This window comes from Rhodoferax sp. BAB1 (genome assembly GCF_013334205.1).
In the GTDB taxonomy this organism is placed as follows: domain Bacteria; phylum Pseudomonadota; class Gammaproteobacteria; order Burkholderiales; family Burkholderiaceae_C; genus Hylemonella.
Genome location: NZ_CP054424.1, coordinates 1,889,092 through 1,915,119, shown reverse-complemented (window position 1 = coordinate 1,915,119; position 26,028 = coordinate 1,889,092). Strand labels below are relative to the sequence as shown.

Annotated in this window: 25 protein-coding genes; 19 read left to right on the top strand and 6 right to left on the bottom strand. The window is 64.7% G+C overall.

Annotated features, from left to right (window positions below):
* Positions 1–3 precede the first annotated feature (3 nt).
* Both HTY51_RS09160 and HTY51_RS09155 read right to left on the bottom strand, forming a co-directional pair.
* Positions 4–2,313 (bottom strand): TonB-dependent siderophore receptor, encoded by a 2,310-nt coding sequence (locus tag HTY51_RS09160; protein WP_174252457.1) that lies wholly within the window; start codon positions 2,311–2,313, stop codon positions 4–6.
* Between the two features lie 190 nt (positions 2,314–2,503).
* Entirely contained in the window at positions 2,504–3,325 is an 822-nt protein-coding gene (locus HTY51_RS09155; RefSeq protein WP_174252456.1) for a pyruvate, water dikinase regulatory protein, read from the bottom strand.
* A 223-nt stretch (positions 3,326–3,548) separates the two neighbouring features.
* Between HTY51_RS09155 and ppsA the strand changes: the two genes are divergently transcribed.
* The 12 genes from ppsA to dnaB all read left to right on the top strand — a co-directional run bounded on the left by ppsA (position 3,549) and on the right by dnaB (position 15,390).
* Positions 3,549–5,939: a phosphoenolpyruvate synthase gene (gene ppsA, locus HTY51_RS09150; protein ID WP_174252455.1), complete on the top strand. Its 2,391-nt coding sequence runs from the start codon at positions 3,549–3,551 to the stop codon at positions 5,937–5,939.
* A gap of 198 nt (positions 5,940–6,137) precedes the next feature.
* Entirely contained in the window at positions 6,138–6,434 is a 297-nt protein-coding gene (locus HTY51_RS09145) for a hypothetical protein (protein ID WP_174252454.1), read from the top strand.
* Complete coding sequence (locus HTY51_RS09140) at positions 6,431–7,018, top strand: tetratricopeptide repeat protein (protein WP_174252453.1); 588 nt, start codon at positions 6,431–6,433, stop codon at positions 7,016–7,018. Before HTY51_RS09145 ends, HTY51_RS09140 begins: the two co-directional genes overlap by 4 nt.
* A gap of 140 nt (positions 7,019–7,158) precedes the next feature.
* A complete protein-coding gene (locus tag HTY51_RS09135) occupies positions 7,159–7,419 on the top strand; it encodes a DUF4212 domain-containing protein (protein ID WP_174252452.1) in 261 nt (86 codons plus the stop codon).
* Positions 7,420–7,422: 3 nt separating this feature from the next.
* A complete protein-coding gene (locus HTY51_RS09130; RefSeq protein ID WP_174252451.1) occupies positions 7,423–9,540 on the top strand; it encodes a sodium:solute symporter family protein in 2,118 nt (705 codons plus the stop codon).
* 140 nt (positions 9,541–9,680) lie between these two features.
* Positions 9,681–11,594: a DUF294 nucleotidyltransferase-like domain-containing protein gene (locus HTY51_RS09125; protein WP_174252450.1), complete on the top strand. Its 1,914-nt coding sequence runs from the start codon at positions 9,681–9,683 to the stop codon at positions 11,592–11,594.
* Position 11,595: 1 nt separating this feature from the next.
* Positions 11,596–12,243 carry a PolC-type DNA polymerase III gene (locus HTY51_RS09120; RefSeq protein WP_174252449.1) on the top strand — a complete coding sequence of 216 codons (648 nt, stop codon included), beginning with the start codon at positions 11,596–11,598 and terminating at the stop codon, positions 12,241–12,243.
* Positions 12,244–12,358: 115 nt separating this feature from the next.
* Positions 12,359–12,724, top strand: coding sequence for a 30S ribosomal protein S6 (rpsF, locus tag HTY51_RS09115; RefSeq protein WP_174252448.1), 366 nt, complete (start codon positions 12,359–12,361; stop codon positions 12,722–12,724).
* Between the two features lie 13 nt (positions 12,725–12,737).
* A complete protein-coding gene (gene priB, locus HTY51_RS09110; RefSeq protein ID WP_174252447.1) occupies positions 12,738–13,037 on the top strand; it encodes a primosomal replication protein N in 300 nt (99 codons plus the stop codon).
* Between the two features lie 12 nt (positions 13,038–13,049).
* Positions 13,050–13,331 (top strand): 30S ribosomal protein S18, encoded by a 282-nt coding sequence (gene rpsR / locus HTY51_RS09105; protein ID WP_174252446.1) that lies wholly within the window; start codon positions 13,050–13,052, stop codon positions 13,329–13,331.
* Between the two features lie 11 nt (positions 13,332–13,342).
* Positions 13,343–13,795, top strand: coding sequence for a 50S ribosomal protein L9 (gene rplI, locus HTY51_RS09100; RefSeq protein WP_174252445.1), 453 nt, complete (start codon positions 13,343–13,345; stop codon positions 13,793–13,795).
* A gap of 185 nt (positions 13,796–13,980) precedes the next feature.
* Positions 13,981–15,390, top strand: coding sequence for a replicative DNA helicase (gene dnaB, locus HTY51_RS09095; protein WP_174252444.1), 1,410 nt, complete (start codon positions 13,981–13,983; stop codon positions 15,388–15,390).
* A gap of 66 nt (positions 15,391–15,456) precedes the next feature.
* On the opposite strand, the gene HTY51_RS09090 is transcribed toward dnaB, so the two are convergent.
* From HTY51_RS09090 to HTY51_RS09080, 3 genes are all read right to left on the bottom strand, one after another.
* A complete protein-coding gene (locus tag HTY51_RS09090) occupies positions 15,457–17,139 on the bottom strand; it encodes a PhoH family protein (protein WP_174252443.1) in 1,683 nt (560 codons plus the stop codon).
* Positions 17,140–17,322: 183 nt separating this feature from the next.
* Complete coding sequence (locus HTY51_RS09085) at positions 17,323–17,814, bottom strand: peroxiredoxin (RefSeq protein ID WP_174252442.1); 492 nt, start codon at positions 17,812–17,814, stop codon at positions 17,323–17,325.
* Positions 17,815–17,942: 128 nt separating this feature from the next.
* Positions 17,943–18,317 carry an Mth938-like domain-containing protein gene (locus HTY51_RS09080; protein WP_174252441.1) on the bottom strand — a complete coding sequence of 125 codons (375 nt, stop codon included), beginning with the start codon at positions 18,315–18,317 and terminating at the stop codon, positions 17,943–17,945.
* Between the two features lie 91 nt (positions 18,318–18,408).
* Between HTY51_RS09080 and HTY51_RS09075 the strand changes: the two genes are divergently transcribed.
* The 7 genes from HTY51_RS09075 to moaE all read left to right on the top strand — a co-directional run bounded on the left by HTY51_RS09075 (position 18,409) and on the right by moaE (position 25,012).
* Positions 18,409–19,638 carry a pyridoxal phosphate-dependent aminotransferase gene (locus HTY51_RS09075; protein ID WP_174252440.1) on the top strand — a complete coding sequence of 410 codons (1,230 nt, stop codon included), beginning with the start codon at positions 18,409–18,411 and terminating at the stop codon, positions 19,636–19,638.
* Positions 19,639–19,680: 42 nt separating this feature from the next.
* A complete protein-coding gene (locus HTY51_RS09070) occupies positions 19,681–21,006 on the top strand; it encodes a homoserine dehydrogenase (RefSeq protein ID WP_174252439.1) in 1,326 nt (441 codons plus the stop codon).
* The gene (gene thrC / locus HTY51_RS09065; protein ID WP_174252438.1) at positions 21,003–22,418 is read left to right on the top strand and encodes a threonine synthase; all 1,416 of its coding nucleotides are present in this window, start codon (positions 21,003–21,005) and stop codon (positions 22,416–22,418) included. The genes HTY51_RS09070 and thrC overlap by 4 nt, the downstream gene beginning before the upstream one ends.
* 66 nt (positions 22,419–22,484) lie before the next feature.
* Complete coding sequence (gene mobB, locus HTY51_RS09060) at positions 22,485–23,021, top strand: molybdopterin-guanine dinucleotide biosynthesis protein B (protein ID WP_174252437.1); 537 nt, start codon at positions 22,485–22,487, stop codon at positions 23,019–23,021.
* Complete coding sequence (glp, locus tag HTY51_RS09055; protein WP_174252436.1) at positions 23,018–24,280, top strand: gephyrin-like molybdotransferase Glp; 1,263 nt, start codon at positions 23,018–23,020, stop codon at positions 24,278–24,280. Before mobB ends, glp begins: the two co-directional genes overlap by 4 nt.
* Entirely contained in the window at positions 24,277–24,528 is a 252-nt protein-coding gene (gene moaD / locus HTY51_RS09050; RefSeq protein WP_174252435.1) for a molybdopterin converting factor subunit 1, read from the top strand. The genes glp and moaD overlap by 4 nt, the downstream gene beginning before the upstream one ends.
* Before the next feature lie 4 nt (positions 24,529–24,532).
* The gene (moaE, locus tag HTY51_RS09045; RefSeq protein WP_174252434.1) at positions 24,533–25,012 is read left to right on the top strand and encodes a molybdopterin synthase catalytic subunit MoaE; all 480 of its coding nucleotides are present in this window, start codon (positions 24,533–24,535) and stop codon (positions 25,010–25,012) included.
* A 13-nt stretch (positions 25,013–25,025) separates the two neighbouring features.
* Here the strand turns inward: moaE and HTY51_RS09040 are convergent, their stop codons facing one another.
* Positions 25,026–25,946 (bottom strand): LysR family transcriptional regulator, encoded by a 921-nt coding sequence (locus tag HTY51_RS09040; RefSeq protein ID WP_174252433.1) that lies wholly within the window; start codon positions 25,944–25,946, stop codon positions 25,026–25,028.
* Between the last annotated feature and the right edge of the window lie 82 nt (positions 25,947–26,028).

The following is a 26,028-nucleotide window of genomic DNA, read 5'->3' as shown; positions in this document are numbered from 1 at the left end:
GTGTCAGATCTTGATGGACAGCGTGAGCTGGAGGGTCCGGGCGGCCCCGGGGATGTAGTGGCCGCTGTAGAGCTGGTCGGCATAACGCACATCGGTGGCGTTGTTGATGTTGCCTTTCAGCGTGTAGCGCTCGCTGAACCGGTACTCGGCCATCAGATCCAGGGTTTCATAGCCCGGGACTTTCCAGCCCGGGTTGCGGTTGGGGGTCTGCTCGCCGCGGAAGTTGATGCCGGCGCCCAGGCGCAGCGGCTGGGTCAGCTGGTAGGTGTTCCACAGCGTGCCGGAGTAGAGCGGGGTGAGCGAGGGCCGGGCGCCCGCCAGTTCGCCGGACTGGGTGCATCCGCCCGTGGCGGGGCAGGGCGCCGCTTCATCCACATTGGCATCCGGCAGCCACATGAAAGAGCCGAACACTTCCCACTTCGGGCTAAGGCGGCCGCTCACGTCGATCTCCAGGCCCGTGACGTGGCGCCGGCCCGACAGGGCAACCACACCCGTCACCAGCGGGTCGGTGTTGCGCTCCAGCAGCTTGACGGTGTGGAAGGCGGCCAGCCGGGTGGTGAAGCGTTTGTCGGCTGAATCCAGCCTGGCGCCGACCTCGAAGTTGTAGCTCTCCTCGGGTGGCAGCTCGGTATTGCCGGGGCTCAGCGAGTAGGCTTCGCCGGACACGTTGTAGGAATTGCCGGCGGAGACGTGGTAGGAGCTCAGCGCATCGGGCTGGAAGAGGGCGCCCAGGCGCGCGCTCCAGGCGGAGACGGTCATCTGGTAGCTGCTTTTCGTTTCCGGTCCGGCCGCGTTGTTGGGAATGCTGTAGGCGTCGTAGTTGCCCACCAGATGGTCGTAGCGCAGACCGGCCAGGGCCTTCCACTTCGGGGCGACCTGGACCAGGTCCTGCACATAGGCGCCCCAGCCGGTGGCTTCGTACCGGTTGGTCTTGCGCAGGATGCGCGAACCCTCGTCCACGCTGGCGCCGTCATCCGGCGTGCCCACGGTGGTGTTGGGCTTGGTCAGGGTGACACCCCCCTGGGCCGCAGTGCGGGCGCCGTACACGCTGCGGTTCTCCACCGCCACATCGACGCCCGTGACCAGCTCATGCCGGTAACCCAGCGCTTCGAACTTGGTGCTGTAGTCGCTCTGCGCGTGCAGGTTGTTCATGTCCTGGATCTTGAGCTGGGTGCCGCGGGTCAGGACGGTGTTCGGTCCGAAGGTGTCCAGGCTGACGGCAACGCCGGTCGGCTGGCTGGCGGCATTGGCAAAGCGGACCGTGCCGGCACGCTGATCGCGGGTGTAGGCACCCTTGCGCACTTGCGTCTTGAGTTCGCTGTCGTCGTCGAAGCGATGCAGGTGCGTGAGGGTGGCGTAGCTGGCCGTGCCCTTGTTGTAGTCGCTCGCCATGCCGTAGTAGCGGTCGGAGGGAATGGGCAGCATGGTGGTATCCGAGGCCGGGGAGCTGGCTGAGGGGCGGATCCAGGGCATGCCGTAGTTCATGCCGTTGTTGTTGTCCAGGTGGTAGAAACCGGCCGAGAATTCGTCACGCTCACCGATGCCCCAGCGGTAGGTGCCGGCGATGCCCTGCTTGTCGATGCTGCTGCCCGCCCCGTTGTTGTCGGCCTGGGTGTCCATGACGTTCAGGCGCAGGGCGGCGCTGTCGTCGGTCTTGAGGTTGAAGTCGCCGACGACGCGCCGGTAGTTGTAATTGCCGACGGTGACGTCAACCTGGTGTTCATCGATCAGGCGCGGCACCTTGTTGACCTGGTTGACGGCGCCGCCGGTGGAGCCGCGACCGAACAGCATGGAGGCCGAGCCGCGCAGCACTTCCAGGCGGTCGAGGTTGAAGGTGTCGCGGTCGTAGAAAGCCGGATCGCGCAGGCCGTCGACGAAGACGTCGCCCGTGCCCTGCAGCGAGAAGCCGCGCAGGCGGATGTCTTCCTCGCCCCCCTCGGCCGCCAGGAAGCTGATGCCGGCGGTGTTTTTCAGGGCCTCCTTGACGGTGTCGAGGTTGCGGTCGTCGATCAGTTTTTCCGTCACGACGGTGACCGACTGCGGGATATCGCGCAATTGCTGGCGCCCCTTGCCGATGCCGGTTTCCGAGGCGCGATACGCATCCTTGCCCTCGGGCGCTTCGGCCTTTTCCTTGACGACCACCGTGCCCAGCGTCTTGCTGTCCGGTTCGCCCGTCTGGGCCATGGCGCTCATGGAGCCGGCCAGCAGCATGGCGCCCAGGGGCAGCAGGGCGGCGCAGGCCAGCGGCTGGGGGGCGGTGCGCTTCAGGCGCACGGGGATGGTTTTCTTGTTGCGGGGTTGCCGTTGGGACATGGTGGTAGCGCCTCTTGTGGGTGGTGAAGATGGCTGGCTACTACCGGTTCCGGACCTGGCGGGTCGGCGGCGTGGCTTGCTGGAAAGGATTTACAAATTATACATAAATGCGAATCATTATTATTGTCATCTGTATAAAGACGCAAAAAAACCGACCGCTGTGGCCGGTCTGGGTGTCCTGTCCAGAGACTCAGTAGCTCAGCCGCTCGGGCCGGATCTCCTGCAGGATGGTGGTGGCGATCTCCTCGATCGACTTGGTCGTCGTCGAGAGCCAGCGGATGCCGGCGCGCCGCATCATGGATTCGGCGGCCGCCACTTCCATGCGGCAGTTCTCCAGCGAGGCGTACTTGGAGTTGGGTCGGCGCTCGTTGCGAATCTCGCTCAGGCGATCCGGGTTGATGGTCAGGCCGAAGATCTTGGCCTTGTGCGGGGCCAGGGCGGGCGGCAGGTGCTGGCGCTCGAAATCTTCCGGGATCAGCGGGTAGTTGGAGGCCTTCAGGCCGTACTGCATGGCCAGGTAAAGCGAAGTCGGTGTCTTGCCGCTACGGCTCACGCCGACCAGGATCACGTCGGAGCTGGCCAGGTCGCGGTTGGACTGGCCGTCGTCGTGCGCCAGCGAGAAGTTGATGGCCTCGATGCGGTCGTGGTAGGCCTGGCTCTTGCTCACGTCGCTGAAGCGGCCGATGCGGTGGTGCGACTTGATGCCCAGCTCGTCTTCCAGCGGGTTCACGAAGGTGCCGAACATGTCCAGCAACATGCCCTGGCAGCCCTCATTGATGATCTGGTGCACCTCCTCGTTGGCCAGGGTGGTGAAGACGATGGGTTTTTTGCCTTCGACTTCGGCCGTGTGGTTGATCTGGCGCACCGCCTGGTGGGCCTTGTCCACGGTATCGATGAAGGGCAGGCGCACGTGGTGCAGGTCGACCTCGAACTGGGCCAGGATGGCATTGCCAAAGGTCTCGGCCGTGATGCCGGTGCCATCGGAAATGAAGAAAACGGTGCGATTGGGCATGGTGTAGAGGCTGGCGCCAGGAAATTGTTATCGAGTTACATGCAAAAACAGCATGATTTACGTCGGAGGGGAATAAAATCGCGCATCCACCCATAGATTCTTCCATGCAACGCAGCGCCCCACCAGAAAAAGAGCAAAGGCTGGCCGTTGGCATGGGCGCAGTCAGCACATCTCATGTGCTGATCTCGGGCGCAAACCGGTTTTTAAACTCTGGAGCTTTCCCATGTCTGCACTTTTCAGCCCGACCGCCCTGGTCGTACCGTTTGAAAACCTGAGAATGACCGATGTCGAGGCGGTAGGCGGCAAGAACGCCAGCCTCGGCGAAATGATCTCGCAGCTGCCCCAGGGCGTGCGCGTGCCCACCGGCTTTGCCACCACGGCCCACGCCTTCCGCGAGTTTCTCAAGCACGGCGGCCTGGCCGACCGCATCAACGCCAAGCTCGACACCCTGGACACCGAGGACGTGCGCGCCCTGGCCACGGTCGGCGCCGAGATCCGCGCCATGGTCGAGGCCCAGCCTTTCCCGGCCGACCTGGAAAAGGCCATCCGCGAGGACTACGCCAAGCTGTCCGCCGGCAACCCGCAGGCTACCTTCGCCGTGCGTTCCTCGGCCACCGCCGAAGACCTGCCTGACGCCTCCTTTGCCGGCCAGCAGGAGACCTTCCTGAACGTGCACGGCATCGATGAAGTGCTGCACAAGATGAAGGAGGTCTTCGCCTCCCTCTACAACGACCGCGCCATCAGCTACCGCGTGCACAAGGGTTTTGCCCACGCCGATGTGGCCCTGTCGGCCGGCGTGCAGCGCATGGTGCGCTCGGATCTCGGCGCCGCCGGCGTGATGTTCACCATCGACACGGAGTCCGGTTTCGAGGACGTGGTCTTCATCACCGCCAGTTACGGCCTGGGCGAGACCGTGGTGCAGGGCGCCGTGAACCCCGACGAGTTCTACGTGCACAAGCCCATGCTCAAGGCCGGCAAGCGCGCCGTGGTGCGTCGCAACCTGGGCTCCAAGCTGATCCAGATGGTCTTCTCCACCCCGGAGGAAAAGAAGGCCGGCGGCAAACTGGTCAAGACCATCGACGTGCCCACCGAGCAGCGCAACCGCTACTCCCTGAGCGACGCCGACGTCGAGCAGCTGGCCAAATACGCCCTGGTGATCGAGCAGCACTACGGCCGCCCCATGGACATCGAGTGGGGCAAGGACGGCACCGACGGCCAGCTCTATATCCTGCAGGCCCGCCCCGAGACCGTGAAGAGCCAGGCCGCTGGCACCGCCGAGATGCGTTACAAGCTCAAGGGCCAGAGTGCCGTGCTGGCCGAAGGCCGCGCCATCGGCCAGAAGATCGGCACCGGCCCGGTGCGCCTGGTGCACAACATCAGCGAGATGGACAAGGTCCAGCCCGGCGACGTGCTGGTGACCGACATGACCGACCCCAACTGGGAGCCGGTGATGAAGCGCGCCAGCGCCATCGTCACCAACCGCGGTGGCCGCACCTGCCACGCGGCCATCATCGCGCGCGAACTGGGCATCCCGGCCGTGGTCGGCTGCGGCGATGCCACCGAGACGCTCAAGGACGGCACCCTGGTGACGGTCAGCTGCGCCGAGGGCGACACCGGCCATATCTACGACGGCCTGCTCGAGATGGAAGTGACCGAAGTCCAGCGCGGCACCATGCCCGAGATCGACGTCAAGATCACCATGAACATCGGCAACCCGCAGCTGGCCTTCGACTTCGCCCAGCTGCCCAACCATGGCGTGGGCCTGGCGCGCCTGGAGTTCATCATCAACAACAACATCGGCGTGCACCCCAAGGCCATTCTGGAGTACCCGAACATCGACGCCGACCTCAAGAAGGCCGTCGAGTCCGTGGCCCGTGGCCACGCCTCGCCGCGCGCTTTCTACGTGGACAAGGTCGCCGAGGGCGTGGCCACCATTGCCGCGGCCTTCTGGCCCAAGCCGGTGATCGTGCGCCTGTCGGACTTCAAGAGCAACGAGTACCGCAAGCTCATCGGCGGCAGCCGCTACGAACCCGAGGAAGAGAACCCCATGCTGGGCTTCCGCGGTGCGGCGCGTTACCTGAGCGCCGACTTTGCCGGCGCCTTCGCCATGGAATGCGAAGCCATGAAGCGTGTGCGCGAGGAGATGGGCCTGACCAACGTCGAACTCATGGTGCCCTTCGTGCGCACCCTGGGCCAGGCCAAGAAGGTGATCGACCTGCTGGGCAAGCATGGGCTCAAGCGCGGCGAGAACGGCCTGAAGATCGTCATGATGTGCGAGGTGCCGAGCAACGCCATCCTGGCCGACGAGTTCCTCGAGTTCTTCGACGGCTTCTCCATCGGCTCCAACGACCTGACCCAGCTCACCCTGGGCCTGGACCGCGACTCCGGCATGGAACTGCTGGCCGCCGATTTCGACGAGCGCGACCCCGCCGTGGAAGCCATGGTGGCGCGCGCCATCACGGCCTGCCGCAAGCAGAACAAGTACGTGGGCATCTGTGGCCAGGGCCCCAGCGACCACCCCGACTTCGCCAAGTGGCTGGTCGAGCAGGGCATCACCTCGCTCTCGCTCAACCCCGATTCCGTGGTCGAGACCTGGAAGAAACTGGCCGAGTAACTCATCAGCGCTGACGGGGCCAGGCATCAGCTGGCACCCCGCGAAACGGGCCGTTCCTCCTCGGGGCGGCCCGTTTTTTCATGCGCCTCGGGAAAACCCTGACAGGGTTTGCCAGCGCAGATGCGTGTTTCTACGTGCCTTGTAAGAAACAGGTAAGTGCCAACCACACAATGCGCTCAACCGTACGAATAGGTCTACATGCTCGCTGTCGCTTCCACCATCAAACTGATTGCCGAAATCGCCCTCCTGGCCCTGCTGGGCCAGTGGCTGCTGGGCCTGCTGGCCGGCGCCAAGAAGCAGCAAAACCTGTTCTATCAAATCCTGCAGATCATGACCCGGCCCTTCGTGTCCGCAGCCCGGCTGCTGACCCCCAAGCTGGTGCTGGACCGCCACGTGCCGCTGGTGGCCTTTTTCCTGCTGCTCTTCATCTGGCTGGGTGCCACGATCTACAAGATCCAGACCTGCATCCAGATCGGCGTGGAGCTGTGCAAATGAACGCCACCCTGTCTTTCTTCTTCCTCAAGCTGCAGGCCATGGCGCTGCTGGTGTTCAACCAGAAGCTGCAGGCACTGGCCTGCTTCGAGCAGATGCTGGTCCAGCGCCCCGACAATTTCTACGCCCTGGCCAGCCGGGCCCACGTGCTGGCCCAGCTGGGCCGCAAGGCCGAGGCCCTGGCCGCCCAGGAGCAGCTGGCGGCACGCCACGCCGACAACCTGGCCGCCTGGTTCAACCTGGGCTACATGCTCGAGGAAGCCGGTGAGCATGCGCGCGCCGAAGAGGCCTTTCGCCGCGTCATCGGGATCGACCCCAAGATGGACCGCGCCTGGTACGGCCTGGCCCTGGTCCTGATCCAGACCCGCCGCTTTGACGAAGCCGTCGCGGCCCTCAAGAAGAACACGGAACTGCAGCCCATGAGCCCGTTCGGCTGGTATCAGCTGGCGCGGGTTCATGTCGACCGGCAAGAGCCCGACGAGGCGGTGAAGATCATTCGCCATCTCAAGGGGTTCGAGCCCAAAGTGGCCGCCCAGCTGGAACGCGAGACGGGCTTGCTTGCAAGCCCGGCCACGCCGACCAGCTGAGCGGGTACTTGATGGGCCCGGTGCAAGCCGGGACCAGATAACGATAAGCCGCGATCCGGCAGCAGGCCACCAGGAGACAGGTGGTGATCGCGAAATGCCCGCGAGGGTGACTTTGTTGGAGGTAGGTAAACATGGGAAACATGGAGTTGACCGATAACCACCGCCGTTATTGGCGCAAGAACCTCAATATCACCGGCATCCTGCTGGCGATATGGTTCGTCGTAACCTTTGTCGTGAGCTTCTTTGCCCGCGAACTGAGCTTTAAATTCTTTGGCTGGCCTTTCAGCTTCTGGATGGGTGCTCAAGGGTCCTTGGTCGTGTACTGCCTGATCATCTGGTACTACGCGCGTTACATGAACAAGCTGGACATCGAGCACGGTGTCCAGGAAACCGAGGAGTAAATCATGGCTGGAATGTTTGGATCTGATGCGGGCCCCACGGGTGCCGCAGCCAACAAGGCTTTTAAGCAGAACCTGAACAAGGTTTACAAGTGGTACACCGGTGGCTTCCTGGTGTTCGTGGTGGCCCTGGCCATCCTCGAGCAGCTCGGCCTGCCCCGCCAGTGGATCGGCTTCATCTTCCTGCTGGCCACCATCGGCCTGTATGCCGGCATCGGCATCATGAGCCGCACCACCGACGCCGCTGAATACTATGTGGCCGGCCGTCGCGTGCCTGCCATCTACAACGGCATGGCCACGGGTGCTGACTGGATGTCGGCCGCCTCCTTCATCGGCATGGCGGGTACCCTGTACCTGACCGGTTATGCAGGTCTGGCCTTCATCATGGGCTGGACGGGCGGTTACTGCCTGGTGGCCCTGTTCCTCGCGCCCTATATGCGCAAGTTCGGCCAGTTCACCGTGCCGGACTTCCTGGGTGAGCGCTACGGCGGCAACATCCCGCGTTTCCTGGGCATCGTCGCCGCCATCCTGTGCTCCTTCACCTATGTGGTGGCACAGATCTACGGCGTGGGCCTGATCACCGCCCGCCTGACCGGCGTGGCTTTCGAGATCGGTATTTTCCTGGGTCTCGGCGGTATCCTGGTGTGTTCCTTCCTCGGCGGCATGCGCGCCGTGACCTGGACCCAGGTGGCGCAGTACATCATCCTGATCGTGGCCTACATGATCCCGGTGGTGTGGCTGTCCGTGAAGCAGACCAATGTGCCGGTGCCGCAAGTCATCTACGGCTTCCAGCTGGAGAAGGTCACCGCCAAGGAAAAGCTGCTGTCGACCGACGCCAAGGAACTTGAAGTTCGCGAGATCTTCAAGCAGCGCTCCGCTGCCCTGGCCGAGAAGCTCAAGGATCCCGCCGCTGCCCTGGCTGCCGACAAGGCCGCCGCCGAGCAGAAGCTGACCGAGCTGAAGGCCGCCAACGCGCCGGGTGCCGACATCGCCGCCGCCGAGAAGGCTCTGACTGCCTTGCCCAAGGACGCTGAGTCCGCCAAGAAGGCCTGGACGGCTGCCAAGGCCGGCGCCGACGTCAAGTCCAAGCCGCTCAATGGCATGACTCCGCACGCCGCCCAGTTCGCGGGTGATCCGAACGGCGATGCTGCCGCCCAGAAGGCCTACGACGTGTCGCGTCGCAACTTCCTGGCGCTGATCTTCTGCCTGATGGTGGGTACCGCCGCGCTGCCGCACATCCTGATGCGCTACTACACGGTGCCCAGCGTGAAGGAAGCCCGTGAGTCGGTGAGCTGGTCGCTGTTCTTCATCTTCCTGCTGTACTTCACGGCCCCGGCCCTGGCCGTGCTGGTGAAGTACGAGGTCTTCCACGTGCTGATCGGCACGCCGTTTGACCAGTTGCCGCAGTGGGTGCAGTCCTGGAACCGTGTTGATCCGACGCTGCTGTCCGTGGTGGACATCAACAAGGACAACATCCTGCAGCTCAATGAGATGAGCATCGGTGGTGACATCGTGGTGCTGGCCACGCCGGAAATCGGCGGTCTGCCCTACGTGATCTCCGGCCTGGTGGCCGCTGGCGGTCTGGCCGCTGCGCTCTCCACGGCTGACGGCCTGCTGCTGACCATCGCCAACGCGCTGTCGCACGACCTGTACTACAAGATGATCGACCCGAACGCCTCGACCGCCCGCCGCGTGACCATTTCCAAGGTCCTGCTGCTGGTTGTGGCCCTGGCTGCTGCCTACGTGGCGGCACAGAAGCCGGCCGACATCCTGTTCCTGGTCTCTGCCGCGTTCTCCTTCGCTGCTGCCGCCTTCTTCCCGGCCCTGACCCTGGGCATCTTCTGGAAGCGCGCCACCGGCATCGGTGCTTCGCTGGGCATGATCGCCGGCCTGGGCACGACCGTGTACTACATGGTCATGACCCAGCCCTGGCTGCGCGGCATGTTCGGCATCACCTCGCCGGTGCAACTCTGGTGGGACATCCAGCCGATCTCGGCTGGCATGTTCGGCGTGCCGGTCGGTTTTGCCGTGATCATCCTGGTCAGCCTGGTGACGCCTGCCCCGAGCAAGAAGATCCAGGACCTGGTGGACCACGTGCGCTACCCCAACCTCAAGAGCGCATGAAAACCATCGCGATCTGAAGTTGATGGACATCTGATACAGATCAGATGACCGAAGCCCGGCAACGCAAGTTGCCGGGCTTTTTTCATGGCGATTGCGCTAAGCTAGACACAACCCCGCGGCACATGGCAGGACATCAGTACATGACACAAGCCACCTCAGCACCCGTCACCACGATGGTCGCCCAGATGCCCTCGGGCAGCCTGCTGGCCAACCTGCGCCAGGAACTGGCGCGCTACACGCCGTTTTCCCAGATGGAGGCGACCGACCTCGACTTCTTTCTCAGCCACGTGCAGCAGCTCTATTTCGCGCCGGGTGAGACCCTGATCGAGCCCGACAGCGGCGAGGTGAAAGAGCTTTTTTTCATACGCCAGGGGGCGGTCAGCGGCAAGCGCGGGCTGGCCGATCTATCGGGGGGGGCCTTCCAGTACGAGACCGGCGATCTCTTCCCCATCAGCGCGGCCCTGGCCGCACGCGCCGTGACGGCCAGCTACGAGGCCACCACCGATACCTTTGTGCTGGCGCTGCCTGTCAGCACCATGCAGGCCCTGGCGCAAAAAAGCGTGGCCTTTGCCGATTTCCTGAACCGGCGCGTGCTCAAGTTCCTGGACCTGTCGCGCCAGGCCCTGCAGGTGGCCTATTCCTCGCGCACCCTGGCCGAGCAGTCGCTGGAAACGCGCCTGGGGGACCTGACGCCGCGTTTGCCGGTGGCCTGCCGGCCCGGCACGCCGCTGCGTGTCGCGCTGACCGAGATGCACCAGCGCCGCATCGGCTCCATGCTGGTGACCAGCGAGCGCGGCGAACCGCTGGGCATCCTCTCGCGCGACGACATCCTCGGGCGCATCACGCTGCAGGAGGTGCCGCTGGACACGCCGATCGGCGAGGTCATGGTGCAGCCAGTGCACCACCTGACGCACGAGCACACGGCCGAGGACGCGGCCCTGCTGATGAGCCGCCACACCATCCGCCACGTGCCCATCACGCGCGACGGGGTGGTGGTGGGCATCGTCTCCGAGCGCGACCTGTTTGCCATGCAGCGCCTGAGCCTCAAGCACGTCAGCACCTCGATCCGCGGCGCAGCCGACGTGGACACGCTCAAGCTGGTGGCGCAGGACATCCGCCGTTTCGCGCTCAGCCTGCTCAGCCAGGGCGTGCAGGCACGCCAGCTGACGGCGCTGATCAGCCACCTCAACGACGTGCTGACCGAGCGCCTGCTGGAGCTCAAGGCGGCCGAGCACGGCATCACGCTGGACCGCCTGTGCTGGCTGGCGCTGGGCTCGGAGGGACGCAGCGAGCAGACCATCGCCACCGACCAGGACAATGCCCTGATCCTGCCGGATGACATCACGCCGGCGCAACGTGAGCAGATCCTGGTTTTTGCGCGCGACGTCAACCAGGCCCTGGACGCCTGCGGTTACCCGCTGTGCAAGGGCGGCATCATGGCCGGCAACCCGGAGTGCTGCCTGACGCTGCGCCAGTGGCGCGAACGTTTTGCGCACTGGATCGAGCATGGCGCCCCGCAGGACCTGCTCAACGCCAGCATCTATTTCGATTTCCGGTCGCTGGCGGGTGACGCCGAGCTGGCCCATGGCCTGCGGGAGGAGGTCAACCGTTCGGCTGAACGGGTGCCGCGTTTCCTCAAGCAGATGGCGCTCAACGCGCTCACGCGCGAGCCCCCCCTGAACTGGGTCGGCGGCATTGCCACCGACGAGCAGGGCCGCATCGATCTCAAGCTGCAGGGCACGGCCCTGTTCGTCGACGCGGCCCGCCTGTATGCCCTGGCCCAGGGCCTGGCAGCCACCGGCACACGCGAGCGCCTCAAGGCGGTCGGTCCGATCCTGGGCGTGCTGGCCCATGAATACGAGGCCTGGGTGAGCGGCTTCGAATTCCTGCAGATGCTGCGCCTGCAGATCCAGCTGCAGGGCGGGGCGTCGACCGATTGGCCCAACCATGTCGAGTTGCTTAAGCTGAATGACATCGACCGGCGCATCCTCAAGGAGACCTTCCGCGTGGCGCGCAACCTGCAGCAGCGCATCCAGCTGGACTACGAGCGCTGATATGGCCTGGCTCGACTGGCTCAAGGGGCGGGGCGACTTCGTCGTGGACGAGAAGCGCTGGGTCATGCTGGACGTGGAAACCAGCGGCCTGGACCCGCATGGTGACCGCCTGCTGGCCATCGCCGCCATCGCCATGCGCGTGGACTGGGCGCGCGGGCGCCTGAGCGTGGACCTGGGCGACAGCTTCGAGGTGGTGCTGCGCCAGGAGCAGGTGACGGAGGCCAAGGACAACATCCTGCTGCACGGCATCGGCGTGCAGCGCCAGCGCGAGGGCATGGCGCCCGACGCCGCCCTGGAGGCCTTTGCCGGTTTTGTCTGGCAGTCGCCCCTGCTGGCCTTCCATGCGGCTTTCGACCAGGCCATGATCACCCGCCACATGCGCCACTACCTCGGGCGCACGCTGCCCAACCCCTGGGTGGACATCGAGCAGCTCTGTGCCGTCACGCACGAAAAGGTGCGGGCCCGTTCCCTGGACGAATGGATGCAGCACTTCGGCATCGAGTGTGCGGTGCGTCACCAGGCCGCGGCCGATACCCTGGCCGAATGCGAGTTGCTGCTGCGGGTCTGGCCCCGGGTGGCGGCCCAGTGCGAGAACTGGCGCGGAGTGCAGCGCCTGGCCCGCCAGCAGGGCTGGATTGCCCGCGCCTGAGCCCCTCCCCGGGTTCCGGATGGCCCGGGGCGGAGCTTTGGGCTATAATGCTTGGTTCCCACCTTGCCGCACCCCAGTAGACGCCGGGGGCGGCTTCCATCCACAAGGAGTTTCAATGCGTCATTACGAAATCGTCCTCATGATCCATCCGGATCAGAGCGAGCAGGTCCCCGCCATGCTCGAGCGCTACAAGGGCATGATCACCGCCGGTGGTGGCAAGATCCACCGTGTTGAAGACTGGGGCCGTCGCCAGATGGTCTACATGATCAACAAACTGGCCAAGGCCCACTACCTGTGCCTGAACATCGAGGCTGACCAGGCCGTGATGGCTGAACTGGAGCATGCCTTCAAGTTCAACGACGCCGTGCTGCGTCACCTGACGGTTCTGAAGAAGAAGGCCGAGACCGGTCCGTCTTCCATGATGAAGACCGTCGAGCGTGAAGACGCCCGCAAGGCCCAGCAGGCTGAATTCCAGGCCTGATCGTTAGCGAGGAGTGAACCCCGGCGCCAACCAGCTGGTTCTGACTGCTTCCATCGCCGAGCTCAGTGCTCTGCGCTACACGCCGGCCGGTTTGCCGGCCCTGGATCTGAGGCTCGAACACGAGTCGCTGCTTCAGGAAGCGGGACAGGACAGGCGGGTCTTGGCCAGCGCCAAGGCAGTTGCCTTTGGCGCGCTGGCCGAGCGGCTTGTCAAGCAGGCCGTCGGCAGCAACTGGAGGTTCCAAGGCTTTGTCGCCACTCCCCGCAACGGCAAGAACCTGGTGTTTCACATCCAAGATTTCAGTCAAGATTAAACAGGAGGCCCCATGGCCACGTTCAAGAAATTCAACAAAGACAAGCGCCCCAAGCGCAACACCCAGTCGCTGCTGTTCAAGCGCAAGCGCTTCTGCCGCTTCACCGTCGCTGGCGTCGAGGAAATCGACTACAAGGACATCGACACGCTGCGTGATTTCGTTGCCGAAAACGGCAAGATCATCCCGGCCCGTCTGACCGGCACCCGCGCCATCTACCAGCGCCAGCTCAACACCGCCATCAAGCGCGCTCGCTTCCTGGCGATGCTGCCCTACAGCGACCAGCACAAGATCTAAGGAGTCCGACCATGCAAATCATTCTGCTCGACAAGGTCGTGAACCTGGGTAACCTCGGCGAAATCGTCAAGGTGAAAGACGGTTACGCCCGCAACTTCCTGATCCCCTCCGGCCGCGCCCGTCGCGCCACCGAAGCGGCCAAGAAGGACTTCGAAGCCCGCCGCGCCGAACTGGAAAAGGTCGCTGCCGCCAAGCTGGCCGAGTGCCAGGCCCTGGGCGAGAAGCTCGCCGGTACCACCCTCAAGCTGACCCAGAAGGCCGGCGTGGATGGTCGTCTGTTCGGCTCCGTCACCAACTTCGACATTGCCGAAGAACTGGGCAAGACCGGCTACAAGGTGAGCAAGGCCCAGGTGCGCATGCCCAACGGCCCGATCAAGCTGGTCGGCGACAGCACGGTCAGCGTGGCCCTGCACACCGACGTGGTGGTCGAGATCACCGTGTCCGTGTACGGCGAAACCGCCTGATCCGGTCCTCCCCAGAGAAGCCGCCGGGCCCCGGGCCCTGGCGGCTTTTTTCATGGCCGATCGGCATTACTTATCCTTGCAAGTGCACAGGCTGCCCACAGTTATTCACCGGCTTGTCCACAGCATTTCACTCGACGCTGGGCCCGCCGCGTCGTAGGATCGGGCATCACAAGGAACACCACTGAATGTCAGCTGTATTGACCGCCGTAGACGAGGGCTACAGCCCCGACCGCCAGATTGCGCAGCTGCGCGTGCCGCCGCACTCCATCGAGGCCGAATCCAGCGTGCTGGGCGGCCTGCTGCTGGACAACGGCGCCTGGGACCGTGTCAGCGACCTGCTCGGTGATGGCGATTTCTACCGCTATGAACACCGCCTGATCTACGGCGCCATCAGCCAGCTGGTCAATGCCAGCCGCCCGGCCGACGTGATCACCGTCTTCGAGCAGTTGCAAAGCCAGGGCAAGGCCGAGGAAACCGGCGGCCTGGCCTATCTCAACGGGCTGGCGCAGTATGTGCCCAGCGCCGGCAACATCCGCCGCTACGCCGAGATCGTGCGCGAGCGCGCCATCCTGCGCAAGCTGGTGGCGGCCAGCGACGAGATCGCCACCAACGCTTTCAACCCCCAGGGCCGGCCGGTGGCCACCATCCTGGACGAGTCCGAGCAGAAGATCTTCAACATCGGCGAGGAGGGCTCGCGCATGAAGCGCGGCTTCCAGTCCATGGACACCCTGGTGGTGGACCTGCTGGACCGCGTGCAGGAGATGGCGGACAACCCCAACGACATCACAGGCGTGCCTACGGGTTTTTATGACCTGGACCGCATGACCTCCGGCCTGCAGCCGGGCGACATGGTGGTGCTGGCAGCGCGCCCCTCCATGGGCAAGACCGCCTTCGCCATCAACATCGCCGAGCACGTGGCGCTCAACGAAGGCCTGCCGGTGGCCGTGTTTTCCATGGAAATGGGTGCGGCCCAGCTGGCGGTGCGTATCGTGGGCTCCATCGGCCGCATCGACCAGGGCCACCTGCGCACCGGCAAGCTGACCGACGACGAGTGGCCGCGCCTGACCGAGGCCATCGAAAAGCTGCGCACCATCTCCCTGCACATCGACGAGACCGCCGGCCTGACCGCCAGCGAGCTGCGCGCCAATGCGCGCCGGCTGGCACGCCAGTGCGGCAAGCTCGGCCTCATCGTGGTCGACTACCTGCAGCTGATGAGCGGTTCGAGTGGCGACAACGAGAACCGCGCCACCGAGCTGGGGGAGATCTCGCGCGGCATGAAGATGCTGGCCAAGGAACTGGGCTGCCCCCTGATCGCGCTCTCGCAGCTCAACCGCAGCGTGGAAACCCGTCCCGACAAGCGCCCCATGATGAGCGACCTGCGCGAATCCGGCGCCATCGAGCAGGACGCCGACATCATCATGTTCATCTACCGCGACGAGTACTACACCAAGGACGCCTGCAAGGAGCCCGGTGTGGCCGAGATCATCATCGCCAAGCAGCGTAACGGCCCCACCGGCGTTGTCAAGCTGGCCTTCCTCAACAAGCTGACGCGCTTCGAGAACCTGGCGGCCGGGTACGGCAGCGGCGATTTCTGATCCGTCACGACCATGAAAAAGGGGCCTGACGGCCCCTTTTTTGTTGGGGTGTCTGCCCCGAGAAGTTCAGAGAACCTCACTGGCGAAATCCGCCAGCCGCGAGCGTTCGCCGCGGGCCAGCGTGATGTGCCCGCCGTGCGGCCAGCCCTTGAACTTGTCGACCGCAAAGGTCAGGCCCGAGGAGCCTTCGGTCAGGTAGGGCGTGTCGATCTGCGCCAAGTTGCCCATGCAGATGATCTTGGTGCCGGGGCCGGCGCGTGTGATCAGGGTCTTCATCTGCTTCGGGGTCAGGTTCTGCGCCTCGTCGATGATGACGTACTTGTTGAGAAAGGTGCGCCCGCGCATGAAGTTCATGCTCTTGATCTTGATGCGGCTGCGGATCAGCTCGCTGGTGGCCGCGCGGCCCCATTCGCCGGCACCGGTGTCGGTCTTGGACAGCACTTCCAGGTTGTCGTCCAGCGCGCCCATCCAGGGGCCCATCTTTTCCTCTTCGGTGCCGGGCAGGAAGCCGATGTCCTCGCCCACGCTCACGGTGGCCCGGGTCACGATGATCTCGGTGTAGCGGCGCTCGTCCAGCACCTGGGTCAGGCCGGAGGCCAGGGCCATCAGGGTCTTGCCGGTGCCGGCGGTGCCGGTCAGGGTGACGAAGTCCACCTCCGGGTCCATCAGCAGGTTCATGGCGAAGTTCTGCTCGCGGTTGCGCGTGGCCACGCCCCAGACGGCGTGCTTGAGGTGGGTGTAGTCCTTGAGCGTCTTGAGCACGGCGCTTTTGCCGCGGATCTCGGTCACGCGTGCGTAGAAGCTCGGTTCACCCGGCGCCTCGAAGTAGACAAACTGGTTGATCAGCAGGTTGGGCACGATGGGCCCGGTGATGCGGTAGAAGGTGTGCTGGCCCTGCTGCCAGCTCTCCACGCTCTGGCCCTCGGTGGTCCAGAAGTCGGGCGGCAGCGCCAGCGAGCCGGAGTAGAGCAGGTCGCCGTCTTCCAGCGTCTTGTCGTTCTGGTAGTCGTCGGTGGCCAGGCCCAGGGCGCGCGCCTTGACGCGCATGTTGATGTCCTTGGACACCAGTACCACCTCGCGCGGCGCGTACTGCACACGCAGCGCTTCCACCACGCCCAGGATCTGGTTGTCGGCCTTGCCCTGGGGCAGGCTGGTGGGCAGCTTGTAGTCCAGCGGCTGGGTCTGGAAGAAGAGCTTGCCGCCGGCTTCGCGGTGGCCGGTGCTGTCGAGCTTCAGCCCGGTGGTCATGTCGGCGCCCTGGGCGCCGGCCAGGGCGTCCAGCGTCCGGCTGGTCTGGCGGGCGTTGCGCGCCACCTCGGTCATGCCCTTCTTGTGGCCGTCGAGTTCCTCCAGCACGATCATGGGCAGGAAGATGTCGTGCTCCTCGAAGCGGAACAGGCACATGGGGTCGTGCATCAGCACATTGGTGTCGAGCACGAACAGCTTGGCCGGGCCCGTCCGGGCTGTCTTTTTCGAACGCGGCCGGTCCTGCTGCTTTTCCTGGACGCTGGGGGCGGGACGGGCTGGCGTGCGCCGTGTTTCTACCTGGATGGCGGGTCCCGCGGAGTCGCTTCCCAGGCTGCCGCCATGTTCGAACAGATCCCGGGCCTGCGGTTTGTCCCGGGTTTCAGGGCTGTCGAACGAAGCTGGCGACTTGCGCCCGCTGCGCGGCTTGCCGCGAGCCGGGGCTTCGAAAGCATCAGGGGAGAGCAGGGCGGCGCGTTTGGTGGGGGCGGGGGGCAGGGGCATGTGGGTAGGTGCTGGAGGAGAGTGGGGCGGATGCCGTGTGCAAAACAAAAAAGCCGCCCGGTAAACCTGGGCGGCTTTGTTTGGCGAGAGCAGTTGCAAACCTCAACGGCATGAATTCATTATGCATGAGCCGTCTGAAAGTACAGTCCCCTGTTGCTCAAAAGCATCAGGGCGGAGAAAGGCTCATGCCGCGGCAGCGGCGGCGGCTTTCTTCAGGGTCTTGACGGCCTTGAGCACTTCGTCCACGTGGCCGGGGACCTTGAGGCCGCGCCATTCCTGCTTGAGGACGCCGTCGGCGCCGATCAGGAAGGTGCTGCGCTCGATGCCCTTGACCTTCTTGCCGTACATGATCTTGTTCTTGACCACGCCGAACATGTGGCACATCTTCTCTTCGGTGTCGGCGATCAGCTCGAAGGGCAGTTCCAGCTTGGACTTGAATTCGTCATGTGACTTCATGTTGTCGCGCGAGACGCCGAATACCATGGCGCCTGCTTTCACGAAGTCCTTGTACTTGTCACGGAACTGCATGGCTTCCGTGGTGCAGCCCGGGGTGTTGTCCTTGGGATAGAAATACAGGACCAGGGTCTGACCGAGATGGGAGGTGTTGGAAACCCGGATGCCACTGGTGGCGTTGGCTTCGAATTCCGGTATCGGTTTGTTGACAACAATCGCCATATGACTCAAATCTTGTGTGACAGCAGCTGTCGGAGAAGGGTCGGGATGCTGGCCGTGACAGCGGGGCGTGGGACCCGACTCGATCTGTAGATTTTACCCTGAAAACCATGTCCCGTCGCCTGGCAAGGCTAGGGAGTTTCCAGTAACAGGGCGGCCACCACGTGCCGGCCCTCTGCGGCGAGGATGTTGTAGGTGCGGCAGGCCGCTGCTGTGTCCATGGTTTCCAGGCCGATGCCCAGGGCCACCAGGGCCTGCAGCCATTCCGGGCGGGGGAAACGCAGGCGTGTGCCACTGCCGAAGAGCACCAGTTCCGGGCGCAGTTCGGCCAGCGGGGTGAAGTGCGCGGTGCCCAGGTCTTCGTAACGCGAGCAGTCCCAGACGAGTCGTTCGCCGCGCGAACCGAGCACGAGACTTGTGCTGAATTTTTCAGCATCGATGGCGATCCAGCCCGGACCATAGCCGTTGATGGTCTGGACACTGGGTTTGTCGGGCTGGAGTTTCATGAAACCTGCTTAATCTGTGGTCAAATTATAGGTTTCGCCTTGCAACAAGGATGGACTTTTGCACGCCATCCTGCCGTACCCCGGAGGGATTTTGAAAAACATACGCAAATCGGACAAGCTGGCCAACGTCTGCTACGACATCCGCGGCCCCATCATGGAGCGCGCCAAGCAGATGGAGGAGGAGGGCCACAGCATCATCAAGCTCAACATCGGCAACCTGGCGGTGTTCGGCTTCGAGGCGCCCGAGGAAATCCGCCAGGACATGATCCGCAACCTGCCCAATGCGGCAGCGTACTCCGACAGCAAGGGCATCTTCGTCGCACGCAAGGCGGTGATGCAGTACACGCAGGAGCAGGGCATCAAGGGCGTGACGCTCGATGACATCTACCTGGGCAATGGCGCCAGCGAACTGATCGTCATGGCCACCAATGGCCTGCTCAATGACGGCGACGAGATGCTGCTGCCCGCGCCGGACTACCCGCTGTGGACGGCGGCGGTCAGCCTGTCGGGCGGCACACCCGTGCACTACCAGTGCGACGAGTCCAATGGCTGGATGCCCAACCTGGCCGACATCCGCTCCAAGATCACCCCGCGCACCAAGGGCATCGTGGTCATCAACCCGAACAACCCGACCGGCGCGCTGTATTCCGACGAACTGCTCAAGGGCATCGTCGCGATCGCGCGCGAGCACAATCTGGTCATCATGGCCGACGAGGTCTACGACAAGGTGCTGTACGACGGTGTCACGCACACAGCCCTGGGCAGCCTGTCGGACGACGTGCTCACGCTGACCTTCAATTCCCTGTCCAAGAGCTACCGTTCCTGCGGCTACCGCGCCGGCTGGCTGGTGGTCTCGGGTGACAAGAAGTCGGCCAGGGACTATATCGAAGGGCTGAACATGCTGTCCTCGATGCGTCTGTGCGCCAACGTGCCCGGGCAGTCCGCCATCCAGACCGCGCTGGGCGGCTACCAGACCATCAACGACCTGGTGCACGAGGGCGGCCGCCTGCGCCGCCAGCGCGACATCGCCTATGAGCTGATCACCGCCATCCCCGGTGTCTCCTGCGTCAAGCCGCAGGCCGCGCTGTACATGTTCCCCCGGCTCGACCCCAAGGTCTACCCGATCCAGGACGACAAGCAGTTCATCCTGGAACTGCTGGAGGAGACGCGGGTGCTGCTGGTGCAGGGTTCGGGCTTCAACTACCCGGACAACCAGCATTTCCGCATCGTGTTCCTGCCGCACGAGGACGATCTGCGCGAGGCCATCGGTCGCATCGCCAAGTTCCTCGAGAGCTACCGCAAGCGCCTGGCACAGGCCTGACATTTGAAAGACGGCGCCGCGGCGCCATGGACTGAATCAAAGATGAAAGCTATACAAGTAGGCCTGCTGGGCATCGGCACCGTCGGTTCGGGCACGTACAACGTGCTCAAGCGCAACCAGGAAGAGATCAAGCGCCGCGCCGGCCGCGGCATCGAGATCACCATGGTGGCCGACCTCGACGTGGCGCGCGCCCAGTCCCTCGTGGGCCCGGGTGTCAAGGTGGTGAACGACGCGCGTGCTGTCATCGCCAACCCCGAGATCGACATCGTCATCGAGCTCATCGGTGGTTATGGCATCGCCAAACAGCTGGTGCTCGAAGCCATCGCGGCCGGCAAGCACGTGGTCACGGCCAACAAGGCCCTGCTGGCCGTGCATGGCACCGAGATCTTCGCGGCGGCCTCTGCCAAGGGCGTGATGGTGGCCTTCGAGGCCGCTGTCGCTGGTGGCATCCCCATCATCAAGGCCCTGCGCGAAGGCCTCACGGCCAACCGCATCCAGTGGATCGCCGGCATCATCAACGGCACCACCAACTTCATCCTGTCCGAGATGCGCGACAAGGGCCTGGACTTCGACGTCGTGCTGAAAGAAGCGCAGCGCCTGGGTTACGCCGAAGCCGACCCCACCTTCGATATCGAAGGCGTGGACGCGGGCCACAAGGTCACGCTCATGTCGGCCATTGCCTACGGCATCCCGGTGCAGTTCGACAAGGCCCATGTGGAAGGCATCACCAAGCTTGGTGCGGCCGACATCAAGTACGCCGAGCAACTGGGCTACCGCATCAAGCTGCTGGGCATCACCAAGCGCACGGCCAAGGGCATTGAGCTGCGCGTGCACCCCAGCCTGGTGCCGAGCAAACGCCTGCTGGCCAATGTGGAAGGCGCGATGAACGCCGTGGTCGTCAACGGCGACGCCGTCGGCACCACGCTCTACTACGGCAAGGGCGCGGGCTCCGAGCCCACGGCCAGCGCCGTGATCGCCGACCTGGTGGACATCGCCCGCCTGCACACGGCCGATCCGCTGCACCGTGTGCCGCACCTGGCTTTCCAGCCCGATGCCATGAGCAACCTGCCCGTGCTGCCCATGAGCGAGGTGGTGACCAGTTATTACCTGCGCCTGCGCGTGGCCGACCAGGCCGGCGTGCTGGCCAAGGTCACCGGCATCCTGGCCGAGTCCGGCATCAGCATCGACGCCGTGTTGCAGCGTGAGGCCGACGAGGTGGGCGGCGAAGGCTCTACCCAGACCGACGTCATCATCCTCACGCACGACGCGCGCGAGGGCACCATGGACGAGGCCCTGGTCAAGCTGCAGGCCCTGCCTACCGTGCTGGCGCCCATCGTGCGCATCCGCAAGGAAGAGCTGGCCGGATGAAGTACGTCTCAACACGCGGCCACGCCGACCGCAAGCGCTTCTGCGAAATCCTGCTCGAAGGCCTGGCACCCGACGGCGGCCTCTACCTGCCCGAGTCCTATCCGCAGGTGAACGAGGCCACGCTCGCCAACTGGCGCGCCTTGCCCTACGCCGATCTGGCTTTCGAGATCCTCTCGCTCTACATCGACGACATCCCGGCCGACGATCTGCGCGCCATCTGCCGCAAGACCTATACCGAAGCCGTGTTCGGCACGAAGGAGATCGTGCCGCTGAAGAAGCTGGAGAACGGCGTCCATCTCGAAGCCCTGTCCAACGGCCCCACGCTGGCCTTCAAGGACATGGCCATGCAGCTGCTGGGTAACCTGTTCGAGTACGAGCTGGCCCGCCGCGGCGAAGAACTCAACATCCTGGGCGCCACCAGCGGCGACACCGGCAGCGCGGCCGAATACGCCATGCGCGGCAAGCAGGGCGTGCGCGTCTTCATGACCAGCCCGCACGGCCGCATGAGCCCCTTCCAGCAGGCGCAGATGTTCAGCCTGCAGGACGCCAACATCCACAACCTGGCGGTCAAGGGAGTGTTCGACGACTGCCAGGACATCGTCAAGGCCGTCTCCAACGACCTGGACTTCAAGCGCCAGTACAAGATCGGCACCGTCAACTCCATCAACTGGGCCCGTCTGGTGGCCCAGGTGGTGTATTACTTCGCCGGTTACTTTCAAGCCACGAAGAACAATGCGGAGAAGGTCAGCTTCACCGTGCCCTCGGGCAACTTCGGCAACGTCTGCGCCGGCCATGTGGCCCGCATGATGGGCCTGCCGATCGAGCGCCTGGTGGTGGCCACCAACGAGAACGACGTGCTCGACGAGTTCTTCCGCACCGGCGTCTACCGTGTGCGCGGCAGCGCCGACACGCACGAGACCTCCAGCCCGTCCATGGACATCTCCAAGGCCAGCAACTTCGAGCGTTTCGTGTTCGACCTGCTGGGCCGCGACGGCGCCAAGGTCAAGTCCCTGTTCGGCGAGCAGCTCTCCAAGGCCGGCAAGTTTGACCTGAGCGCCGCTCCGGCGTTTGCACAGGCCCGCAGCCGGTATGGTTTTGTCAGCGGCAAGAGCACGCATGCCAACCGGCTCGCTACCATCCGTGACACTTGGGAGCGTTTCGGCGTGATGATCGACACGCACACCGCCGACGGCGTCAAGGTGGCGCGCGAGCACTTGCAGCCGGGTGTGCCCATGATCGTGCTGGAAACGGCGCTGCCCATCAAGTTCGCGTCGACCATCGTCGAGGCGCTGGGGCGCGAGCCGGACCGCCCGGCCAAGTTCGAAGGCATCGAGCAACTGCCCAAACGCGTGGTCGTGATCGCGGCCGATGTGCAGGTGGTCAAGGACTACATCGTGCGGCACTGTGCCTGAGTTGTCGTTTCGCTCCGGGGTATCCGTCATGTGCTATCAAATTCGTAGCTTTGGAGTGATCGTTTCATGAAAGTGGTGGGTTTCGCCGGTTACTCTGGTTCGGGCAAGACCACCCTGGTCGAGCAGCTCATCCCTGCGCTCAAGCTGCGCGGCCTGCGGGTGTCCGTGGTCAAGCACGCCCACCACAAGTTCGACATCGACCACCCGGGCAAGGACAGCTGGCGCCACCGAGAGGCCGGCGCCTTCGAGGTGGTCATCGCCTCCAACCGCCGCCTGGCCATGATGCGCGAGTTCGAGCAGCTGCACGAGCCCACGGTGCATGAATTGATCGCCGAGTTGTATGACGGCGTGGACTGGGTGCTGGTCGAAGGTTTCAAGAACAGCGACCTGCTCAAGGTCGAGGTCTGGCGAGCCGCCAACGGCAAACCCGTGCGTTACCCCGATGACGACTTCATCGCCGCCGTGGCCACCGACGACGCGAGCCAGCTGCCGGTGCCCACGGGTCTGGACGTGCTGGACCTCAACAACCCCGATGCGGTGGCCGGCTGGCTGGTGGCCCACGGCGAGCGCTTCGACTACGACCCCGAGGTGTACCTCGCATGAACGCGCCCCGTGCCCCCCTGAAGTCGCTGGACCAGGCGCTGGCCGAGCTGCTGGTCCAGGCCCTGCCGCTGGCAGGCACCGAGACCCTCAGCACCTTTGAGGCCGACGGCCGTGTGCTCGCGCAGGACCTGGTCTCGGCACTGCACGTGCCGCCGCAGGACAACAGCGCCATGGACGGTTACGCCCTGCGCTGCGCCGACGTGCCCGCTGTGGGCAAGGTGCTGCGCGTGACCCAGCGCATCCCCGCAGGCCACCACGGCCAGCCGCTGGGCCCGGGCGAGGCCGCACGCATCTTCACCGGCGCACCCGTGCCGCCCGGGGCCGACGCCATCGTCATGCAGGAAGACTGCGAGGTGGTGGAAGAGGGCAGCGTTCGCGTGAAAACCGTGCCCTCCAGCGGGCAGTGGATCCGACGCGCCGGCGAGGACGTGACGCGTGGTGCCGTGGTGCTGGCGCGCGGCCAGCGTCTGGGCCCCGCTGCGCTAGGCATGGCCGCCGGCATCGGCCTGGCACAACTGACCGTGGTGCGCCGCCCGCGCGTGGCCCTGTTCTCCACCGGCGACGAGCTGGTCATGCCGGGTGATGTGTCGCCCGAGCAGATGCCGCCTGGCGCCATCTACAACTCCAACCGCTTTTTCCTGCGCGCCTTGCTGCAACGCCTGGGCTGCGAGGTCACCGACTACGGCATCGTGCCCGACCAGCGCGAGGCCACTCTCCAGGCCCTGCAGGGCGCGGCCGAGAACCACGACCTGGTGCTGACCAGCGGCGGTGTGTCGGTGGGCGAGGAAGACCACATCAAGCCCTCGGTGCAGCAGCTCGGCGAGCTCGACCTCTGGCAAATTTCGATGAAGCCTGGCAAACCCTTTGCGTACGGCAAGCTCTACCGCGGCGAAGGCGCTACGCGCGGCCCGCAGGACGCCTGCCACTTCGCCGGCCTGCCGGGCAACCCGGTCTCCAGCTACGTCACCTTCATGCTGCTGGTGCGGCCTTTCCTGCTGCGCCTGTTGGGCGTGGCCGATGTGACGCCGGTGCGCATGGCCCTGCCCGCGCACTTCGAGCTGACGCGCGGCGACAAGCGCCGCGAGTTCCTGCGCGTGCGCCGCAACGCCGCCGGCGGCCTGGACCTGTTCCCCAACCAGAGCTCGGGTGTGCTGACCTCGGCCGCCTGGGGCGATGGCCTGGTCGACAACCCGGCCAACACGACGATCGCCCAAGGCGATATCGTCCATTTCCTGGCTTTTGCAGAATTGATGGCATGAAAGTCCACGTCAAATATTTCGCCTCCATCCGCGAGAGCCTGGGCACGGGCAGCGAGACGCTGCAGACCACGGCGACCACGCTGGGTGCGCTGCGCGACGAATTGATCGCCCGCGGCGGCGCCCATGCCCAGAGCCTGGCGCGCGGCCGTGCCGTACGTGTGGCGTTGAACCAAGTCATGAGTGGCGAGGACGCGGCGCTGACCGAAGGCTGCGAAGTGGCGTTTTTCCCGCCGGTGACGGGGGGCTGATCTCATGACCGCCCGCGTTTCGATCCAGACCCAGGACTTCGACGTCGGCGCCGAGATCGCGGCGCTGCGCGCGCAGGACAAACGTGTGGGGGCCGTGTGCTCTTTCATCGGTACCGTGCGGGACCGCAACGACGGCCAGTCGGTGAGCACCATGGAGCTCGAGCACTACCCGGGCATGACTGAGAACTCCATCGAGCAGATGATCGACGAAGCCTTCAAGCGTTTCGACATCTACGCTGCGCGTGTCATCCACCGTGTCGGCCCGCTGTTGCCGCTGGACCAGATCGTGCTGGTGGTGGTCACCTCGGCGCATCGCGGCGAGAGTTTCCAGGCCTGCGAGTTCCTGATGGACTACCTCAAGACCCAGGCGCCGTTCTGGAAGAAGGAACAGACGCCCGAAGGCGCGCGCTGGGTCGATGCCCGCGTCAGCGATGACCAGGCGCTGGCCAAGTGGGGCATCGCCTCCGGCAATTCGGCCATCTGAGGCCGCGGCGGCCTCAGGCGCCGGCCGAGACCTCCACCTGCCCATCCCACAGCGGTGTTTGCCGCAACTGCTCCGTCAGCCATTGCAGCAGGGCGCGGATGCGCGGCAGGTCGATGCGGTTGGACGGCACCAGGGCCTTGAGCCAGATGTCCTGCAACTGCATGCCGGGCAGCACCTCCTGCAACGTGCCTGCGCGCAGCGCTGGTGCCACCAGGTAATCGGCCAGCAGGGCAATGCCCTGGCCATCCAGGGTTGCCGCGCACAGGGCCGTGCCGTCATTGCTCCTGAGCTTGGGCCGCACGTCCACGCCCACCAGACCCTGCGGGCCATGCAGCTCCCAGCGGCTGCCGGTGGTGGTCAGCACCAGGCAGTCGTGCTCCAGCAGGTCGGCGGGCGTGGCCGGTGTGCCCTTGCGCGCCAGATAGGACGGCGCGGCGCACAGGCGGCGGCGGATCGGGCACAGCGGGTGGTCCAGGACCTGGCCGTAGGACTCCGGCCGCGCGCCGATGGCCATGTCGAAACCTTCCTCGATCGGGTTGACCGAGCGGTCGGCCAGTACCACCTCCATGCTGATCAGGGGCTGGCTCTGCAGGAAGCGGTTGAGCAGCTTGCTCAGGTACAGCACCCCCAGCGTGGTCGGGATCTTCACGCGGATATGCCCTTCCAGCGCGCCGCTGGCCTGCGCCATGCCGTCGAGTGTGTCGTCCATCTGCCGCACCATGGCGCGTACGGTGGGCAGGTAACGCTCGCCCACATCGGTCAGCGTCAGCTTGCGTGTGCTGCGCGTGAACAGCGGGGCCCGGATGCGCCACTCCAGCTGGTTGATCCGTTTGGCGATCACCGAGGTGGCCAGCCCGGCCTGGCGGGCCGCCTCGGAAAAGCTGCCGGTTTCCGCCGTCATCACGAAAGCCTTCAGATTGGCCAGGGTGTCCATGATTTAACTCGATTCGATTAAGGTCAATAGACGAATTGGTCTATTGTTGATGATATCGAGGTTAATTAAGATGACTCAAGTC

Bases quoted from the DNA above. Each gene is read 5' to 3' on its own strand.
- mobB (WP_174252437.1), top strand. From the start codon at position 22,485: ATGAAAGTGGTGGGTTTCGCCGGTTACTCTGGTTCGGGCAAGACCACC.
- moaD (WP_174252435.1), top strand. From the start codon at position 24,277: ATGAAAGTCCACGTCAAATATTTCGCCTCCATCCGCGAGAGCCTGGGC.
- HTY51_RS09135 (WP_174252452.1), top strand. From the start codon at position 7,159: ATGGAGTTGACCGATAACCACCGCCGTTATTGGCGCAAGAACCTCAAT.
- HTY51_RS09085 (WP_174252442.1), bottom strand. From the start codon at position 17,814: ATGGCGATTGTTGTCAACAAACCGATACCGGAATTCGAAGCCAACGCC.
- glp (WP_174252436.1), top strand. From the start codon at position 23,018: ATGAACGCGCCCCGTGCCCCCCTGAAGTCGCTGGACCAGGCGCTGGCC.
- HTY51_RS09130 (WP_174252451.1), top strand. From the start codon at position 7,423: ATGGCTGGAATGTTTGGATCTGATGCGGGCCCCACGGGTGCCGCAGCC.
- HTY51_RS09080 (WP_174252441.1), bottom strand. From the start codon at position 18,317: ATGAAACTCCAGCCCGACAAACCCAGTGTCCAGACCATCAACGGCTAT.
- moaE (WP_174252434.1), top strand. From the start codon at position 24,533: ATGACCGCCCGCGTTTCGATCCAGACCCAGGACTTCGACGTCGGCGCC.
- HTY51_RS09155 (WP_174252456.1), bottom strand. From the start codon at position 3,325: ATGCCCAATCGCACCGTTTTCTTCATTTCCGATGGCACCGGCATCACG.
- HTY51_RS09140 (WP_174252453.1), top strand. From the start codon at position 6,431: ATGAACGCCACCCTGTCTTTCTTCTTCCTCAAGCTGCAGGCCATGGCG.
- rplI (WP_174252445.1), top strand. From the start codon at position 13,343: ATGCAAATCATTCTGCTCGACAAGGTCGTGAACCTGGGTAACCTCGGC.
- HTY51_RS09090 (WP_174252443.1), bottom strand. From the start codon at position 17,139: ATGCCCCTGCCCCCCGCCCCCACCAAACGCGCCGCCCTGCTCTCCCCT.
- dnaB (WP_174252444.1), top strand. From the start codon at position 13,981: ATGTCAGCTGTATTGACCGCCGTAGACGAGGGCTACAGCCCCGACCGC.
- HTY51_RS09120 (WP_174252449.1), top strand. From the start codon at position 11,596: ATGGCCTGGCTCGACTGGCTCAAGGGGCGGGGCGACTTCGTCGTGGAC.
- thrC (WP_174252438.1), top strand. From the start codon at position 21,003: ATGAAGTACGTCTCAACACGCGGCCACGCCGACCGCAAGCGCTTCTGC.
- rpsR (WP_174252446.1), top strand. From the start codon at position 13,050: ATGGCCACGTTCAAGAAATTCAACAAAGACAAGCGCCCCAAGCGCAAC.
- rpsF (WP_174252448.1), top strand. From the start codon at position 12,359: ATGCGTCATTACGAAATCGTCCTCATGATCCATCCGGATCAGAGCGAG.
- HTY51_RS09160 (WP_174252457.1), bottom strand. From the start codon at position 2,313: ATGTCCCAACGGCAACCCCGCAACAAGAAAACCATCCCCGTGCGCCTG.
- HTY51_RS09145 (WP_174252454.1), top strand. From the start codon at position 6,138: ATGCTCGCTGTCGCTTCCACCATCAAACTGATTGCCGAAATCGCCCTC.
- HTY51_RS09125 (WP_174252450.1), top strand. From the start codon at position 9,681: ATGACACAAGCCACCTCAGCACCCGTCACCACGATGGTCGCCCAGATG.
- ppsA (WP_174252455.1), top strand. From the start codon at position 3,549: ATGTCTGCACTTTTCAGCCCGACCGCCCTGGTCGTACCGTTTGAAAAC.
- HTY51_RS09070 (WP_174252439.1), top strand. From the start codon at position 19,681: ATGAAAGCTATACAAGTAGGCCTGCTGGGCATCGGCACCGTCGGTTCG.
- HTY51_RS09040 (WP_174252433.1), bottom strand. From the start codon at position 25,946: ATGGACACCCTGGCCAATCTGAAGGCTTTCGTGATGACGGCGGAAACC.